The sequence below is a fragment of the Aeromicrobium changchenzhani genome, from assembly GCF_057586615.1.
Genome location: NZ_CM172480.1, coordinates 2,103,845 through 2,121,174 on the forward strand (window position 1 = coordinate 2,103,845; position 17,330 = coordinate 2,121,174).

The window sequence follows — 17,330 nt, forward strand, 5'->3', positions numbered from 1 at the left end:
AGCGGCTTAGCTTACGGCATGACAGCGACAAGACGCCACACGCTGTCCGGTGTCAGGAGGTTAGGAAGCCAGCGTTGGCTTGCGCTCAATCAGCTTCGCGAGCACGCCGTTGACGAAAGCGGGGCTCTCTTCGGTCGACAGATCCCGAGCGAGTTCGACTGCTTGGCTTACCGCGACGGCATCGGGGACGCCATCCACATAAAGGATCTCGTAGACGCCAATACGGAGCAGATTGCGGTCGACCCCGGGCATCCGATCGAGCGTCCAACCGACTGATATCTCCGAAAGCAACGCATCGATACGCTCCTGTTCAGCCGCGACGCCCTGGACGAGTTGGACGGTGTAGTCGTTGACCGGCGGGTCATTGGCCAATCGGCGGCCCTCGAGTGTTTGACCGAGCGGAATGCTCTGCAATTCACACTCGAACAGGACGTCTAGCGCGCGTTTGCGGGCTTTAGTACGAGCAGCCATCAGGACGACACGCGACCAAGGTAACTGCCGTCGCGGGTGTCGACCTTGACCTTTTCACCGTTGACGATGAACAGCGGAACCTGGATCTCACGACCGGTCTCGAGCCGCGCTGGCTTGGTGCCGCCGCTGGAGCGGTCGCCCTGCAGACCGGGTTCGGTGTATTCAATCAACAATTCGACCGAAGCCGGAAGTTCGATGTAAAGCGGGGTGCCCTCATGCATGGCGACCATGGCTTCCTGATTGTCGAGCAGGAAATCCTTCGCATCACCGACGACTGCATCGCTGATATTCAGCTGGTCGTACGTCGAGTTGTCCATGAATACGAAGCTCGCGCCGTCGTGATACAGGTACTGCATGTCACGCTTGTCGACATTGGCGGTCTCAATCTTGAGGCCCGCGTTGAACGTCTTGTCCACGGTCTTGCCGCTTTTGATGTTCTTGAGCGTCGTTTTGACCATGGCCCCGCCCTTGCCGGGCTTGTGGTGCTGGAACCAGATCACGGACCACAACTGTCCGTCGAGGTCCAGGACCATACCGTTCTTGATGTCGTTCGTGGTTGCCATCAGGCGAGCTCCATAAGTTCTTTGGTCATCGTGGTCAGCACCTCGGGGGCACCCGACGCCACGACAACTGTGTCTTCGATACGCACTCCCCCACGACCCGGCAGGTAAATCCCCGGTTCCATCGTCATGACGGTGCAGGGGTCTATCTTACCTACGCTCTGAGCAGCAATGAACGGGTCCTCGTGTATCTCGAGTCCTACTCCGTGTCCGAGGCCGGTCGTGAAGGACCCCAACCAGCCGGCATCGTCGAGAACTTTGCGCACCGCAGTCAGCGAGTCACTCACGGGTGTGCCGGCGGTGAGTTGGTCGAGGCCGGCCTGTTGCGCGGCTCGCACGACGTCGTGAATCTCCCGTTGCCAATCTGCTGCCGCGCCAATGACGAATGTTCGCGTGCAGTCTGCGTGATAACCGTCGACCCGTGCACCGAAGTCGATCTTGAGCAGGTCACCGGCCTGGACGACTCGTTCGGCGGGGCTATGGTGCGGGATCGCTGTGTTCTCGCCGGCGGCGAGGATCGTGTCGAAGGCAATGGCTTCAGCCCCCAGATCGAACATCCGTCGTTCGAGATCATGGGCGATCTCCCGCTCGGTCCGCCCACGCAGCGGTCCTTCGATGAGGTCAGCAAGCGCGGCTGTCGAGATCTCACAGGCGCGCCGCAGGGCATCAATTTCGCTGTCATCCTTGATCATGCGAAGCGATTCAACCGCGCGTTCGAGCGATATGGTGCGGACATCGGGGGCAGCGCGGGTCAGCGCTACATGCGCATCGATGCTCAGTACATGGGTTTCAACTGCCCAGTCACCGGCGTGCATACGCTCGGCTGCTACGCCCAACAGGTCGCGCGTGATGCGGCGTTCGAGATCAGGAACTTCAACCGCGGCCTGATCCTGATAGCGGCCGTCGGTGAGAAGCAATCCCACGCCTTCGGCATCGAGCAGCAAGGCAGCGTTGGAGCCGGTAAAACCAGTCAAATATCGCACATTGATCAGGTTGGTGATGAGCGCACCAGCAATATCACGCTGTTGCAAAATTGCGGTGAGCCGGCCACGGCGGTCGGCATACACGCTCATATCAGGAGGCCAAGGTTGCGTATGCAGCGCGCAACAGTTCCTCATCTGGGCCAGCAAAGATCGTCGGGGACGCCACATCATCAAGGACGACAAAGCGCAATTGTGAGCCCCGAGCCTTCTTGTCGAGTCGCATCGCAGCGAGAAGCGGCTCGAAAGCATCGGGGCGATAGGTCGTGGGCAAGCCGACCATCGCGAGCAACCGGCGATGCGCGTCAACCAAATCCGGCGAGATGCGGCCGCTGAGTCGGGCGAGCTCGGCAACGAAAACCATGCCGATCGAAATCGCCTCGCCGTGCCGGAATCGGTAACCCTCGAAGCGTTCAATCGCGTGCCCGAGAGTGTGGCCGTAGTTGAGCGCCTCGCGGCCGATCGAGCCATCCGCTCCTGAACCGGACTCCCGCAAGTCACCAGCCACGGCATGCGCCTTGACCATGATGCCCTTGGCAATCAACTCGGGCAGAATCGCGCTGCGAACGTCAGCCGCTTGTCCCGGTGCAGCATCGATGAGTTCGAGAATGCTCGGATCGGCAATAAAGCCACATTTAATGATCTCGGCGAGCCCGCTGCTCACTTCGCGTTGCGGCAGGGTGGTCAGCGTTTCCAGATCACACAGGACACCGGCGGGTTCGTGGAATGCGCCAACCAGATTCTTACCCGATTCGGTATTGATGCCAGTTTTGCCGCCGACCGCCGCATCGACCATGCCAAGAATTGTCGTCGGCACGGTGACGAATTTGACTCCCCGGAGCCAACTCGCAGCGACGAACCCCGCAAGATCGGTCGTCGACCCACCGCCGAGTCCGACGACTGCATCGGAGCGGGTGAAGCCGGACGCACCGAGAACCTGCCAGCAGAACGCCAGAACATCAACGCGTTTGGCCGCCTCACCCTCGGGCACCTCGATCAGATGAACGTCGAAGCCGTCGACCACGAGCGGATCGCGCAAGCGGTGAGCAGCGCCGGTAAGCACCCCCGGATGGATGATCGCAATCCGGTCGACACCGGCGCCAAGCAGGCCGGCGAGCTCGCCATGAACGCCGGTTCCAATGACAACGTCGTAGGGTGCTGCGGTTTCAATGCGTAGCCGTCTGGTCATACCGGTTCCCTCAGAAAATCAATCACTTTCGCGACCACCGCATCGACCGTAAGTGCATCGGTCTCGATGCCAATTGCCGCGACTTCGGCGTAGAGCGGTCGGCGCTGATCCATCAGCCCTTTGAGTTGCGCGCGAACATTGCCCAACAGCAACGGCCGGTTGGCATTCATGCCGACTCGTTTGACCGCCGCCGCTAGCCCCACGTCAAGGAAGACGACACGGTGCTCGAGCAGCGCCGCGCGGCTCTGCGGGTTGACGACTGCGCCGCCACCGAGGGCCAGCACGCCGGAATGTTCGGCGAGTGCCGCAGCAACTGCGGCAGCTTCGAGCATACGAAAATGCTCCTCGCCCGCGTCGATGAAGAGCTCGGCAATTGTGCTGCCGGTCGAGGCGACGATGTCCTCATCGGTGTCACGAAATGGCAGACCCAATTGTTCGGCAACCGCTGTCGCGACCGTCGTCTTGCCCGCACCGGGCGGGCCGACGAACACGACATAGGGGTTCATCGGTACCTCAAGTTGGCGAGGTAACCCTCGACGTTGCGCCTTGTCTCCTCGACCGAATCGCCACCGAACTTGTCGAGAATCGAATTCGCGATGGTCAACGCCACCATCGCTTCGGCAACGATGCCGGCGGCCGGAACAGCGCAGACGTCTGATCGTTGGTGATGCGCCCGGGTCTCCTCACCGGTCGCTGTGTCGATCGTCCGCAACGCACGCGGAACAGTCGCGATCGGTTTCATCGCGGCGCGCACCCGAAGGATCTCACCGGTTGTCATGCCGCCTTCGGTGCCACCGGAGCGTCCTGACGTGCGTCGAATGCCCGCATCGGTGTTGACGATTTCGTCATGCGCAAGTGAACCGCGGGTGCGTGCGAGCTCGAAGCCGTCACCGACCTCGACCCCCTTAATCGCCTGTATACCCATCAACGCGCCCGCGAGTTGCGAATCGAGCCGTTTGTCCCAATGCGTATGCGCACCAAGTCCGGGCGGCAATCCCTCCACGACGACCTCGACGACGCCGCCGAGCGTGTCGCCGTCCTTGTGTGCGGCGTCGATCTCAGCCACCATCGCCTCAGTTGTGGCCGGATCGAAGCAACGAACCGGATTGGCGTCGAGCGCTTCAACATCGCTGTGGCTGGGAATGATTCCGGCCGGTGCCTGGACGGTGCCGAGCGCGACGACGTGCGACACGATCGTGGCTCCGGTGGTCTGTGCGATGAACTGCGCCGCGATCTCGCCCAGCGCGACGCGTGCGGCAGTCTCCCGAGCGCTGGCGCGTTCGAGCACCGGCCGAGCTTCGTCGAAACCGTACTTTTGCATGCCGGCAAGATCAGCGTGACCGGGCCGAGGGCGGGTCAATGGGGCATTGCGCTTCAGCCCGGCGAGCGTTGCGGGGTCGACCGGATCGGCCGACATCACCTGATCCCACTTGGGCCATTCGCTATTGCCGATGCGCAGCGCGATCGGGCCGCCGAGCGTCAGCCCGTGGCGGATGCCGCCGACAATCTCAAGCTCGTCAGCCTCGAACGTCATACGCGCACCGCGGCCGTAGCCGAGGCGGCGGCGGGCCAGCGCGGAATGGATGTCCTTGCTGGTGACACTCACATTCGCGGGTAGCCCTTCGAGCACGGCAACGAGTGCAGGGCCATGCGACTCTCCGGCAGTCAACCAACGCAGCATGGATCAAGTCTCCCATCCATTGGTTATGGCACTGTGCAGCAGGTCAGCCGAGCAATGTACCGATGCTCGGACCCCAGACCGACCCCACGAACGCCCCAAGGACGAGATAGGGCCCGAAGGCGAAGTCTCGGGCATCGACGATCCGCAGTCGCGATAAAATGATGGCGCCGACTGCGCCGATCAGGAAGCCCGCATAAATGCCGACGAGAAGTTCTTGTCCACCGAGTGCGCCGAGCGGCAGAGCCAGCCCGAACGACAACCGAACATCCCCATAGCCGAGGCCGCGCGGGAACACTAAGTTGGACAGCCAGAAAATTACGAACACGATCGCCGCAAGAATCACTGCACGCCGCAGCATCGACCAATCATCCTCAAGCAACGCGGCCAGCGCGACAAGCAGCAACATCGCGGCGTCCAACGGGAGCACGATCAGTCGCGGCAACAACTTCGTGTTCCAGTCGATATAGGCGAGCAAGACACCGACGGCGGCGAACACAACCCAGGCCGGAACCAGCCAGTCAACATCGATGACGGATGCGACGATCCCGGCAAATGCGGCCGCCGAAACGGCGAGCCAAATGGCCAGGTGCGGTGCCGCGGCAAGGTCTGCGTAGGACGTCTTGTCCGGATCAGGTTCGGGCGGTTCAGGCAGGCGTGCCAAAACCCGTGGGCCGCCGGTCGCCAGCAGCCCGGCCGCGAGTGCGGCCACGACGACGATCAACACTCGGCCGCCCTGCGCGCCTCGAGTTCGGTGCTGGCGGCCTTGCGCAACAGGGCCGGGTCGATCGGCGATCCAGTTATCAGCTCAACTTGAAATGCGGCCTGGTGGGCCAGCAAATCAAGCCCCGAAACAAATGGTCGGCCGGCCTGCTCGGCCGCCTTGCCCAGCGGCGTCGGCCACGGATCGTAGATGACGTCGAAAACGGCGCGCGCGGCATCAACGAGATCGTGAGCGGTTTTGCGGACCGCATCGACCGGCAGCGTCGACACCAGCAGGTCGACGACGTCCAGAAGTGCTTCGTCGATCAGCCGCACGTCAACCTCAGCGCCCGCGGCCGTCGCGATGTCAACGGCGGCAGTCGCGGTCTTGGGATTTCGGACGACGAATTCGATGTGGCGCACGCCGTTGGTCGCCAACCCATAGGCGATCGATGTCGCGGTCGCACCGCCGCCAAGAATTCTGACCGTTCGGGTGTCACGGATTCCGCGTTCGGCGAGTGCTGCCAATGCGCCGGCGCAGTCGGTGTTGCTGGCCACGATACGGCCGTCGCGGAACTCGACGGTATTCGCGACCCCTAGCTTCGCGGCCACGGTCCCGACGTCATCGGCCAAACCCATCACCGCGCGTTTGAGCGGCATTGTCAGGGAGAGCCCCCGCCAGGAGGCGTCGCAGCCAGCGATAAAGGCGGCAAGGTCAGACTCGGCGACGTCAATCGCGGCATAATCCCAGTCGAGGCCAAGCTCGGCATACGCCGCACGGTGCATGACCGGCGACAGCGAATGTCCGATCGGTTTGCCCAGCACTGCGCAACGATTGGGCATCAGCAACTGTCCGATGTTTTGCAGAACTCGTTGAGCTTCTGGATTGCCTGATTGTGTTCAGCAAAGGTGTTGGAGAAGATCGTCTTGCCGGTATTGAGATTGACCGCGACGAAGTAGAGCCACGACCCTTGCGCCGGGTTGAGCGCCGCCTCGATCGTCTTCTCCCCCGGCGATCCGATCGGCCCCGGCGGCAACCCATCATGCTGATAGGTGTTGTAAACGTCCGGGCTGTTGCGCTCAGCGTCGGTCGTGAACACATCACCCTTGCGCTTGCTCACATACGAGACGGTCGAGTCGAGTTGCAGCCGCATGCCCTTGTCGAGCCGGTTGTAGAGGACACGAGCGACCTTGGAATAGTCGGCGTCTTTCTTCGCTTCGTACTCCAACAGGCTTGCGACGGTGAGGATCTGTTCGGAGTTGAAACCAAGCGCTTTGGCGCGGGTATCGATGTCCAGACCTTTGCCAACCGCGACCGTTTTGGCGACCATCTGCTTGAGCAGCGCTTCGGCGGTAGTGCCAGGCTGGACCATGTACGTCGCCGGGAACAAATAACCCTCAGGATTGTTTTTGGCGGCCGCCGGCAGGCCCAGTGTTTTGGCATTGTTGAGGGCGGCCAGGACAGCTTTACGTTTGATTTCGCTGCCCTTGACTATCGCTGCGGCAATCTCTGGGACGCGGGCGCCCTCCGGAACGACGACTCGACCTTCGACCCGGTTGGCCTTGTCCGCCAATGCGGTGAGGGCAGCCTCAGCCGACATGTGCTTACGCAGATTGTAAAAACCAGGCTGGATCGTCTGTGCCCGCTTGTCATTGAGCGAAAGTCGATAGAACGCTTCGGAGCTCTTGACCACGCCGGCCTTGGCCAAGGCATTGGCAATCACCATTCCATTGGCACCAGAGGTGACCTCGATCACCACGGTTCCGGTGCCCTGACCGGCATAGTCCTGCGGACCGCTCAGCGCGTCCTTGACCTTGCTGACACCTTTATAACCCGCGAAAACGAGCAGCAGAACGACGACTAGTGCGAGAATCCGCCGCCCCCACGGTGGCCGTTTTCGCCGTTGTGCGCGACGGCGTCCGGGTTGGCGTCCGGGTTGGCGCGGCGTACCACCGGTGACAAGGTCCAGGCCGTTATCAGTCATCGTCCCTCAGAGCGTCTCGCCTGGCGCCGACCCTCTAGTCCGCTCGGCATCCAGTGCAGTTTGCAAAATCACCGTGGCCGCAGCCTGATCGATCACCTTGCGTCGTTTTTGTCCGGACTTTCCGCGTTCACGCAACATACTGTCAGCAGTCATCGTAGACATTCGCTCGTCGAACAGCCGAATGGGTACCGGCGCAATCAGTTCAGCGAGTTGTTCGGCGTACGCACGCACCTTAATTGCGGCCGGGCCCTCACGGCCCGACAGGCCGATCGGGAGGCCGACAACGCATTCGAGCACATCATATTCGGCTACCAACGCAGCAAGCCGCGCCGGTGAATCTGGTCCGGCTGGCACGGTCTCCACCGGTGTCGCTAAAAAGCCATCGGGGTCGCTGACCGCAACGCCAATGCGCACATCGCCGACGTCGACGGCCAGCCTCCGACCGCGGCGGACGGTCAACGTCCCAACTCTGCTGCCACGGCAGCGAATGCGGCCTCGATTCCACCGAGGTCGGTGCCGCCGCCTTGAGCGACGTCCTGCTTGCCACCACCCTTGCCGCCGATCTTCGGACCGATGACGCCGATGAACGTATTGGCGGAGAGACCCTTGGCCTGCGCCTCGTCATTGAGTGCGACCACGACGGACGGCTTGTCACCGGCCGTCCCAATCACGACGACAACCGCGGGCCGGCCAGCGAGGCGGCCCCGGATGTCAAGCGCCAACGTACGTACGTCACTGCCACCTGCACCATCGGCACGGTGGCCAACGAAGGCGACTCCCCCGAGATCGGTGGCCGCGGTCGCAATGTCCGCGGCCGCGCCCATGAGTTGTTTGGCCTTGCTGCGTTCAATCTCTTTCTCCGCAGTATGCAGCCGCCCGAGTATGTCCTGAACGCGCGCGGGAACATCTTCGCGCTGAGTCTTGAGTAGTTCGGTGAGCTGACCGACCAAGTCACGTTCGCGCGCCAAATATTCGAAACCTTCGATGCCCACCAACGCCTCGATGCGGCGGTTGCCTGACCCAACCGAGCCGTCCGAGGTGATCACCACCGTGCCGATCTGCGAAGACCGGGCAACGTGGGTCCCGCCGCAAAGTTCGCGTGACCACGGGCCGCCAATTTCGACGACGCGGACGGCCTCACCATAGGTTTCGCCGAACAGCGCCAGTGCGCCGAGGTCGCGAGCCTGTGCCAGCGTCATCGTGTTGGCCGAGACCGCTAGATCCTGACGCAGCGCACGGTTGGCAGCAATTTCGACATCATGCACCTGGGTCGGTGACAACGCGCCGTTCCAACCAAAGTCGAGACGCAAATAGCCTGGTCGGTTGTAGGAGCCGGCCTGCAATGCGGTCGGGCCAAGAACTTCCCGCAAGGCTGCATGGACGACGTGCGTGCCCGAGTGCGCCTGGCAGGCACCAAGGCGCCAATGCGGATCAACCTGCGCTTCGAGTGCCGCTGACTCCGTCAGCTCCCCCTCGAGAACGCGGACCTGATGTACGACGAGGCCACGGATCGGTCGCTGTACGTCGAGGACCTCCGCGCGACCACCGTCCCAGACGAGGTGACCCGCATCGGCATTCTGCCCACCGGATTCGGCGTAGAACGGCGTCCGGTCCAGCACGACCTCGGCGATCTGGCCCTCGCCAACGTGCGTCGTGGAATCGGTTTCGATCAGGAGCCGCTGGACCGATGATTCGGTGTTCAGCGACGTGTAGGCCAGCCATTCGGTTGGACCGAAGGCGTCGAGCGCGCTGCGATAGATCGAGGTGTCGGCATGCTGGCCCTTCTTGGACTTCGCATCGGCCTTGGCACGGCTGCGTTGTTCGGCCATGAGCGCACGGAAGCCAGCCTCATCGACCTCAAGCCCTTGTTCGCTCGCCATTTCAAGGGTCAGGTCGATCGGGAAGCCATACGTGTCATGCAATTGGAACGCTGCGTCGCCGGCAAGTATGGTCGCACCGCTCCTCTTGACGTCGCCAGCGGCTAGGTCGAAGATCTGCGTGCCCTTGGCGAGGGTCTGGCGGAACGCCTCTTCCTCCGCGTAGGCGACCTGTTCGATCCGGGCGAAGCCTTTTTCGAGCTGCGGGTAGGACAATTTCATCCGGCTGAGGCTCACCGGCAAGAGCTCAGGAAGCGCCCGGTCCTCAAAGCCCAGCAGCCGCATCGAACGAACCGCGCGGCGCAGCAACCGGCGAAGGACGTAACCGCGTCCCTCATTGCCCGGAGTGACACCATCGCCGATAAGCATCAGACCGCTGCGAACGTGATCGGCCACCACTCGGAACCGGACGTCATCGCCGTGGTTCTTGCCGTAGGTGAGTCCGGTGAGTTCAGCGGCGCGTTCGATGACCGGGAAAATCTCGTCGATCTCGTAGAGGTTGTCTTTGTTCTGCAGCAGATAGGCGACGCGTTCCAGGCCCATGCCCGTGTCGATGTTCTTGTGCGGCAGCGGGCCGGCGATGTCGAAATCTGATTTGCTGCGGACCGCGCTCAACTCTTCCTGCATGAACACGAGGTTCCAGATTTCCAGGAACCGGTCCTCATCTGCGTTCGGGCCGCCGTCGGGGCCGAATTCGGCGCCGCGGTCGATATAAATCTCACTGCATGGCCCACCCGGACCGGGGACGCCCATGTTCCAGTAGTTGTCCTCAAGGCCACGACCCTGGATCCGTTCGTCGGGCAGCCCAGCGATGCTGCGCCAAAGGTCGCGCGCTTCGGTGTCTTCGGGCAGTACGGTCACCCAGACCTTGTCCGGATCAAAGCCCAAACCGCCGTCGTTCTGCGACTTCGTGATGAGATCCCAGGCGTAACCGATGGCACCTTCTTTGAAGTAGTCGCCAAAGGAGAAATTGCCGTTCATCTGGAAGAACGTGCCGTGTCGAGTCGTCTTGCCGACTTCTTCAATGTCGCCGGTGCGGACGCACTTCTGCGAACTGGTGGCGCGCGCGAACGGCGGCGTCTCCTGACCGAGGAAATAGGGTTTGAACGGCACCATTCCGGCATTGACAAACAGCAAATTCGGGTCATCGACGAGCAACGGCGCCGAGGGCACGACGGTGTGTCCGTTGGATTCGAAATAAGCGAGAAAACGGCTGCGAATTTCCGCAGTGTCCATCAGTGCTGTTCCTTTGCTTGAAGTTCAGAAGTCGTCGGTTCGAGGAGGTCGGGCGTGGACGGACCATAGTCGACCGGCAACGCGAGGTCATACGCAATTTGTCGTTCGCGGGCGGTCATACCGTGCTGTAACTCCGAACTGAAGGCACGCCAACCGACCCCGAGGGCGCTCGCCTGATCGACCAATCCGGATGGACTGATGCGGTAGGCGGCCCGTTTGGCCTTGAGCGAGGCATACAGTCCCGCGACTGATCCGGCTGCGAACCAGATGAGGCGTGGTTTCACGGCTTCACCGCCGGATCGCGCAACGGCGGCAATTCGCCGAGCCAAGCTTCGGTCGCCACAACGCGACGGTCGATGGCCCGCTCGGGTACCGGATGTTCGCGTCGGGCGGCTTGCTTCGCGGCCCGTTTGCGTGCCCGTCGCCGACCCTGAAACTCTCGCCGCATCAAAGCCATGATTCGGTCGCGGCTCTCCGGCCGCAGGGCGTGCGCAAGTCCGTGACTGAGCACCGATATGCGCACGAGTGGCCGACCCAACGTGGCCTCAACGATCTGTTGGGTACTCGGGGCAACGATGACTCGCCCTTCAACGATGCGCGCGACCGGAACCGTCGCCACATCGGTCGACGTCGGTTCTGTGGCGGGCTCTTGCCGCACAAGTTCAGTCGAGGATGGCTGTTGGGTGCTACCCGCATCGCGGATCGGGCGTGAAGCACGCACTGCCACCAGCGCAGCAGCGACCGCCACAACGGCAAGGACAGCCGTCGCCGCGAGTAGCAGGAGCTCGATTGACATGCCCCGAGCCTACTGCCTCACCGATCGCGAAGAATCTTGCGGATTCGCGACAGCCGTTCGCGGAACGTTGCCTCGGCCCCGTGTTCCCCTGGTTCGTAGTATTCGGCGCCGTCAACGCTGTCCGGTGCATACTGTTGGCCAACGATCCCGCGCGGATCATTGTGCGCGTAGCGGTAGTCGTGGCCATGGCCGAGTTTCTTGGCACCCACGTAGTGCGCATCGCGCAGTGCAGGCGGTACGGCACCGATTTTGCCGGCACGCACGTCCGCTATCGCCGCATCGATCGCCTGGATCACCGAATTCGATTTGGGCGCAAGCGACAGCGTGATGACGGCCTGCGCGAGGGTGATGCGTGCCTCGGGGAAGCCGATCATCGCCACCGCGTTGGCGGCAGCCACAGCACTCGCCAACGCGGTCGGATCGGCCATGCCGATGTCCTCACTCGCGAGAATCATGAGCCGGCGCGCGATGAAGCGGGGATCTTCGCCAGCCTCGATCATGCGGGCCAGATAGTGCAACGCCGCGTCCACATCCGAACCGCGCATCGACTTGATGAACGCGCTGATGACGTCGTAATGCTGGTCGCCCTGCCGGTCATAGCGAACCGCGGCCTTGTCGACGGCAAGCGCAGCATCCTCGACATCGATCACGGCTTTGCCCTGCAAGGTGGTGGCACCGGCGGCGGCCTCCAGATAGGTCAAAGCTCGGCGGCCATCACCGCCGGCCAGGCGTACGAGGTGATCGCGCGCCTCCGGCGTGAGCGTCACAGCCGCGGCCAGTCCGCGCTCGTCGGCGACCGCGCGGTCGATCAGAATGCCGATGCCTTCATCGTCAAGCGATTCAAGCGTCAGCAGCAAGGAACGCGACAGAAGTGGAGCGATGACGCTGAAGTGCGGGTTCTCGGTGGTGGCCGCGACCAGCGACACCCAACGATTCTCGACTCCGGGCAGCAACGCATCCTGCTGCGCCTTGCTGAAACGATGCACCTCGTCGACGAACAGCACTGTCTCCACCCCGCTCGCGGCGAGCGCTCGGCGGGCGCCGGCAATCACCTCGCGGACTTCTTTGACCCCGGCAGAGACGGCCGAGACCTCGACAAACCGTCGGTTGGTGTGTGCACTGATCAGCGACGCAATCGTGGTCTTGCCGGTGCCGGGCGGCCCCCACAACAACATCGTCAGTGGCTGGTCACCATCAATGACCTGGCGTAGCGGTGACCCCGGTGCCAGCAGATGCGCCTGACCGATGAGTTCATCGAGCGTGCGCGGCCGCATACGTACCGCCAACGGCGCATTGCGGCCGCCGGAACCGGCCAAACTGCCGCCGCCGGGCCTCGGACCCAATTCAGGAGCGCCCGGCAGGTCGAACAATCCGTCGTCACTCATACGTCGACCCTATCCGGTGGCGGTTTCCCACGATAACCCCGAAAACTGTCACTCTTAACAGGTTGCAACGTGTTAGAAGTGACAACAACCGAGGTTATCCCCGGAAACTTCAAGTGGTGGCTGTGATGAGATTGGACGGTGAATATCACTCGACTCATCAGCCTCGACGAGAACGGGAGCGTCGCCGGTCGTATCACCCTCAACGGGATCGTGCGGGGCCCATTCCAGTCGTGCAGCGTTGGCTACTGGGTTGGTGAAGCCCACAACGGCCACGGTCTCGCCGGGGCAGCGCTCAGGAACATCAAACGCATTGCGTTCGAAGAGCTGGGCTTGCACCGCATCCAAGGCGAAACGTTGCTCGACAACATCGCGTCCCAGCACGTGCTCGACCGGAACGGCTTCGAGCGGATCGGTATGGCCCCGAAGTTCCTCAAGATCAGCGGGAAATGGCAGGACAACATACTGTTCCAGGTGTTACGAACCACTGATCCTGAGGACGAAAACTAAGACTCTTCCCAGTGACAGTTTCCGAGGATAACCCCTAAAGCTGTCACTTTTAACAGGTTGCAACCTGTTAGAAGTGACAACAACCGGGGTTATCGTGGGAAACCTTTGACGGGATTATTCGGCCTTTGGAGCCTCCGGCTTAGCGTCCACGCCAGCTTCCTTGCGCTGGGCCGGCGTGATCGGTGCCGGGGCGGCAGTCAGTGGGTCGTAGCCGCCACCGGATTTGGGGAACGCGATGACTTCACGGATCGAATCCACGCCGGCGAGCATGGCGCAAATCCGGTCCATACCAACGGCAATGCCACCATGCGGCGGCGCACCGAAGGTGAAGGCGTCAAGCAGGAAGCCAAACTTCTCCTGCGCCTCATCCTCGGGGATGCCCATGATTTTAAAGACCCGCTTCTGGATGTCGTTGCGGTGGATTCGGATCGATCCACCACCGAGCTCGACACCATTGCAGACAATGTCGTAAGCCCAGGCAAGGGCGTTGGCGGGATCGGTGTCAAAGGTTTCCATGTCCTGCGGCGACGTGAATGCGTGGTGGACGGCGGTCCATGCACCAGCGCCGACGGCCACATCACCTGAGGCGACAGCATCGCTGGACGGCTCGAACAGCGGGGCGTCAACCACCCAAACGAACGCCCACGCCGACTCGTCGATCAAGTCGCCGCGACGACCGATCTCGAGGCGAGCAGCGCCCAGGAGGCCGCGGGTGGCTTTGGTGGTGCCGGCACCGAAGAAGATGCAATCGCCGGGCTTCGCGCCGACATGGTCGGCAAGACCGGCGCGTTCGGAATCAGTGAGGTTTTTGGCAACTGGGCCGCCCAACTCACCGTCTTCCTGGACGAGGACGTATGCCAGGCCCTTCGCGCCGCGCTGCTTGGCCCATTCCTGCCAGGCGTCGAGCTGACGACGCGGCTGCGAAGCACCACCAGGCATGACCACTGCGCCGACATATTCGGACTGGAAGACCCGGAACGGAGTGTCCTTGAAGTACTCGGTGCACTCGACGAGCTCTTGACCCATGCGCAGGTCCGGCTTGTCCGAACCGAAGCGGCGCATGGCCTCGGCGTAAGTCATATGCGGAATCGGGAGCGGGACCTCGTATCCGATAAGCGACCACATGGCTTGGATGATGGTTTCCATGAGCGAAAGGACGTCGGCCTGCTCGACAAAACTCATTTCGATGTCGAGCTGGGTGAATTCAGGCTGCCGATCGGCGCGGAAATCTTCGTCGCGATAGCAACGCGCAATCTGGTAGTAGCGCTCCATGCCGCCGACCATGAGCAACTGCTTAAACAGTTGTGGGCTCTGCGGGAGCGCATACCAACTGCCCGGACGCAGTCGCGCCGGCACCAAGAAGTCGCGTGCACCCTCGGGCGTCGAGCGGGTCAGGGTCGGCGTCTCGATCTCGACGAAGTCCTGCTGCTCGAGCACGCGGCGTGCCGCGGCGTTGACCTTGCTGCGCAAACGGATGGCTTGAGCCGGCCCACTTCGGCGCAGATCCAGATAGCGGTACTTGAGGCGTGCCTCTTCACCGACCGAGCCAGCCCCCGATGACGCCGATTCGTCGATCGGGAACGGCAGCGGCGCGGCAGTAGAAAGGATCTCGACTTCATCGGACAGGATCTCGATCTCGCCGGTCGGGATCGCGGTGTTCTCATTGCCTTCGGGGCGTTTGGACACCTCGCCAACGATCTTGAGGCAGTACTCCGCGCGCAATTGATGGGCGATCTGCTCATCGCGCACGACGACTTGGACAACCCCGGAGGCATCGCGCAAATCGATGAACGCAACTCCGCCGTGATCTCGGCGGCGCGCGACCCAACCTGCGAGGGTGACCTGTTGGCCGGTCTCGCGTGCGCTCAGTTTGCCGGCGTCATGGGTGCGGATCACTGCTGTTGCTCCTTGATTCGGGGTCGAAGATCTTCTGCCGGCGGATTCCAGTTGTCCGGTTGCGCATCATGTTGTTCGCCGCTGCGGATGTCCTTGACCTGATGCGGGTCGTCGCCATTGGCGGGGAACCATACATACGGTATTCCTCGGCGCTCGGCATAACGAATCTGCTTGCCGAATTTTTGTGCCGCCGCCGCGACTTCGGTCGGTATGCCGCGGGCGCGCAATTGTTGAGCCACCGCATTGCTCTGATCGCGCGAATCCTCGTCGACAAGTGCGACGAGGATCGCCGACGGCACGCTGCGGTCCGCGACGAGGCCGTTGTTGATCAGCGGGACAAGGATCCGGGAGACCCCGAGCGAGATGCCGACGCCCGGGTAGGTGTTCTTGCCGTCGCTTGCGAGTTGGTCATAGCGTCCGCCTGAGCAGATCGAACCAAGATGCTCGTAGCCAGCCATTTGGGTTTCAAAGACGGTGCCGGTGTAGTAGTCAAGGCCACGCGCGATGCGCAGATCAGCCACGATCTCGACTCCGTCGATACCTGCCGCGGCTGCGATCACTTCGGCCAACTCGGCCAGGCCAGTGTCGAGCAGTTCATGGCTTACGCCGAGCGCCCGTACTTGTTCAACGAAACGTCCGTCCGGCGTTGAAATCTGCGCGAGCGTGAGGCACTTGTCGGCCTGCTCGACGGTGAGTGACGCATCGGTCATGAGGAGTTCTTTGACCTTGTCGCCGGACAATTTGTCGAGCTTGTCGACGATGCGCATGACAGAGGCGGTGTCGGCGATGCCAAGTCCGAGATAAAAGCCTTCGAGGACCTTGCGGTTGTTGACCTGCATACGGATGGCTGGAACCGGAAGGCCCGACAGCGCTTCGGCCATGACGCGGGCGACCTCAACATCGAAGTGGAACGGAAGTTCGTCCTTCGCGACGATGTCGATATCAGCCTGGGTGAATTCGCGGAAACGGCCTTCCTGGGGTCGTTCACCGCGCCATACCTTCTGGATCTGGTAGCGGCGGAACGGGAAATCGAGTTTGCCAGCGTTCTCTAGGACATAGCGAGCAAAGGGCACCGTCAGGTCGAAATGCAGGCCAAGACCTGAGTCGCTGCCGGCGTCATCGGCCTGGAGACGGCGCAGGACGTAGACCTCTTTGTCGATCTCGCCCTTGCGGGTCAGTTGCTCCATTGGCTCGGCTGCACGTGTCTCGATCGAGGCGAAGCCGTGCAGCTCGAAGACCCTGCGCAGGTGATCGAGGACGAGCAACTCGGCGTTACGACCCGCGGGCAAGAACTCAGGGAAGCCCGATATCTTGCTCATGTCAGCAGCTCTTGGATAAACGGGTTTGCCGCGCGTTCCCGGCCGATCGTCGTCTGCGGTCCGTGTCCGGGGAGCACAACGATGTCGTCGGCGAGCGGCAGTACTTCATTCCTCAAACTGGTGATCATGTCCGGGTGCGATCCGCCGTTGAGGTCGGTACGGCCGATCGAACCTTGGAACAGGAAGTCGCCAGAGAACATGAGCTGCGAGACCGCCTCGGGTCCGTCGTAATCGACCCGATAGGCCACCGATCCAGGCGTATGACCGGGGACGTGATCGACGGTGAACATCATCCCGTCAACCTCGATCACAGTGCCGCCGATCGCGTCGCGCACATCTGCGGGCTCGCTGAAATCGGGGATTTCGGTCATACCGAGCTGTTGGCGCAACAACGCGGACGATTCATTCGAGATGGCCGCCATCGGATCGGCCAGCAAATGTCGATCGTTGGGGTGGATCCAGACCGGAATGTCGTAGGTTGCAGCGATCTCCGCGGCGCACCACATATGGTCGAAATGACCGTGCGTGATCAGCACCGCCTCCGGCTTGAGGTTCTGTTCAGTGACGACTTCGGCGATGCCGGACGCCGAATCCATACCTGGATCGACGATGGCGCAACCGGCACCTGGGCCACGTGCGATGAAATAACAATTGGCTTGCAACGGACCGGCTGGGAAAGAGGCGAGGAACACGAGCCACAGATTACGCGAGGTGCATACGTGACCGCGAATGCGTATGCTCCTAGACTG

18 protein-coding genes are annotated in these 17,330 nt (G+C 62.2%); 1 reads left to right on the forward strand and 17 read right to left on the reverse strand.

Annotated features, from left to right (window positions below; all coding sequences use genetic code 11):
* Positions 1 to 60: 60 nt before the first annotated feature.
* Genes nusB through AC2YB9_RS10750 form a run of 14 tightly spaced genes read right to left on the reverse strand, consistent with a single transcriptional unit; the run spans position 61 to position 12,859 of the window.
* On the reverse strand, positions 61 to 471 hold the full coding sequence (gene nusB / locus AC2YB9_RS10685; protein WP_487265327.1) for a transcription antitermination factor NusB: 411 nt from the start codon (positions 469 to 471) through the stop codon (positions 61 to 63).
* Positions 471 to 1,037 carry an elongation factor P gene (efp, locus tag AC2YB9_RS10690; protein WP_487268599.1) on the reverse strand — a complete coding sequence of 189 codons (567 nt, stop codon included), beginning with the start codon at positions 1,035 to 1,037 and terminating at the stop codon, positions 471 to 473. The genes nusB and efp overlap by 1 nt, the downstream gene beginning before the upstream one ends.
* Positions 1,034 to 2,104 carry a M24 family metallopeptidase gene (locus AC2YB9_RS10695; protein WP_487265328.1) on the reverse strand — a complete coding sequence of 357 codons (1,071 nt, stop codon included), beginning with the start codon at positions 2,102 to 2,104 and terminating at the stop codon, positions 1,034 to 1,036. The genes efp and AC2YB9_RS10695 overlap by 4 nt, the downstream gene beginning before the upstream one ends.
* A 1-nt stretch (position 2,105) precedes the next feature.
* Positions 2,106 to 3,200, reverse strand: a complete 1,095-nt coding sequence (aroB, locus tag AC2YB9_RS10700; protein ID WP_487265329.1) for a 3-dehydroquinate synthase — start codon at positions 3,198 to 3,200, stop codon at positions 2,106 to 2,108.
* Positions 3,197 to 3,706, reverse strand: coding sequence for a shikimate kinase (locus AC2YB9_RS10705; RefSeq protein ID WP_487265330.1), 510 nt, complete (start codon positions 3,704 to 3,706; stop codon positions 3,197 to 3,199). Before AC2YB9_RS10705 ends, aroB begins: the two co-directional genes overlap by 4 nt.
* Positions 3,703 to 4,881, reverse strand: a complete 1,179-nt coding sequence (aroC, locus tag AC2YB9_RS10710; RefSeq protein ID WP_487265331.1) for a chorismate synthase — start codon at positions 4,879 to 4,881, stop codon at positions 3,703 to 3,705. The genes AC2YB9_RS10705 and aroC overlap by 4 nt, the downstream gene beginning before the upstream one ends.
* 43 nt (positions 4,882 to 4,924) lie before the next feature.
* Entirely contained in the window at positions 4,925 to 5,605 is a 681-nt protein-coding gene (locus AC2YB9_RS10715; protein WP_487265332.1) for a prepilin peptidase, read from the reverse strand.
* Positions 5,599 to 6,423 carry a shikimate dehydrogenase gene (locus AC2YB9_RS10720; RefSeq protein WP_487265333.1) on the reverse strand — a complete coding sequence of 275 codons (825 nt, stop codon included), beginning with the start codon at positions 6,421 to 6,423 and terminating at the stop codon, positions 5,599 to 5,601. Before AC2YB9_RS10720 ends, AC2YB9_RS10715 begins: the two co-directional genes overlap by 7 nt.
* The gene (gene mltG / locus AC2YB9_RS10725; protein WP_487265335.1) at positions 6,423 to 7,565 is read right to left on the reverse strand and encodes an endolytic transglycosylase MltG; all 1,143 of its coding nucleotides are present in this window, start codon (positions 7,563 to 7,565) and stop codon (positions 6,423 to 6,425) included. Before mltG ends, AC2YB9_RS10720 begins: the two co-directional genes overlap by 1 nt.
* 6 nt (positions 7,566 to 7,571) lie before the next feature.
* Positions 7,572 to 8,024 (reverse strand): Holliday junction resolvase RuvX, encoded by a 453-nt coding sequence (ruvX, locus tag AC2YB9_RS10730; RefSeq protein ID WP_487265336.1) that lies wholly within the window; start codon positions 8,022 to 8,024, stop codon positions 7,572 to 7,574.
* Positions 8,021 to 10,678 carry an alanine--tRNA ligase gene (alaS, locus tag AC2YB9_RS10735; protein ID WP_487265337.1) on the reverse strand — a complete coding sequence of 886 codons (2,658 nt, stop codon included), beginning with the start codon at positions 10,676 to 10,678 and terminating at the stop codon, positions 8,021 to 8,023. The genes ruvX and alaS overlap by 4 nt, the downstream gene beginning before the upstream one ends.
* Positions 10,678 to 10,962 carry a DUF6167 family protein gene (locus AC2YB9_RS10740; protein ID WP_487265338.1) on the reverse strand — a complete coding sequence of 95 codons (285 nt, stop codon included), beginning with the start codon at positions 10,960 to 10,962 and terminating at the stop codon, positions 10,678 to 10,680. The genes alaS and AC2YB9_RS10740 overlap by 1 nt, the downstream gene beginning before the upstream one ends.
* The gene (locus AC2YB9_RS10745) at positions 10,959 to 11,474 is read right to left on the reverse strand and encodes a hypothetical protein (RefSeq protein WP_487265339.1); all 516 of its coding nucleotides are present in this window, start codon (positions 11,472 to 11,474) and stop codon (positions 10,959 to 10,961) included. Before AC2YB9_RS10745 ends, AC2YB9_RS10740 begins: the two co-directional genes overlap by 4 nt.
* Before the next feature lie 17 nt (positions 11,475 to 11,491).
* The gene (locus AC2YB9_RS10750) at positions 11,492 to 12,859 is read right to left on the reverse strand and encodes a replication-associated recombination protein A (RefSeq protein ID WP_487265340.1); all 1,368 of its coding nucleotides are present in this window, start codon (positions 12,857 to 12,859) and stop codon (positions 11,492 to 11,494) included.
* Positions 12,860 to 12,997: 138 nt separating this feature from the next.
* On the opposite strand from AC2YB9_RS10750, the gene AC2YB9_RS10755 reads away from it, so the two are divergent.
* Positions 12,998 to 13,366 carry a GNAT family N-acetyltransferase gene (locus AC2YB9_RS10755; protein ID WP_487265341.1) on the forward strand — a complete coding sequence of 123 codons (369 nt, stop codon included), beginning with the start codon at positions 12,998 to 13,000 and terminating at the stop codon, positions 13,364 to 13,366.
* Positions 13,367 to 13,480: 114 nt separating this feature from the next.
* Here AC2YB9_RS10755 and aspS read toward each other — a convergent pair whose 3' ends face one another.
* The 3 genes from aspS to AC2YB9_RS10770 are packed head-to-tail and all read right to left on the reverse strand — an operon-like array spanning position 13,481 to position 17,273.
* Positions 13,481 to 15,262, reverse strand: a complete 1,782-nt coding sequence (aspS, locus tag AC2YB9_RS10760; protein ID WP_487265342.1) for an aspartate--tRNA ligase — start codon at positions 15,260 to 15,262, stop codon at positions 13,481 to 13,483.
* Complete coding sequence (gene hisS, locus AC2YB9_RS10765; protein WP_487265343.1) at positions 15,259 to 16,581, reverse strand: histidine--tRNA ligase; 1,323 nt, start codon at positions 16,579 to 16,581, stop codon at positions 15,259 to 15,261. The genes aspS and hisS overlap by 4 nt, the downstream gene beginning before the upstream one ends.
* Positions 16,578 to 17,273, reverse strand: coding sequence for an MBL fold metallo-hydrolase (locus tag AC2YB9_RS10770; protein WP_487265344.1), 696 nt, complete (start codon positions 17,271 to 17,273; stop codon positions 16,578 to 16,580). The genes hisS and AC2YB9_RS10770 overlap by 4 nt, the downstream gene beginning before the upstream one ends.
* Positions 17,274 to 17,330: the final 57 nt, after the last annotated feature.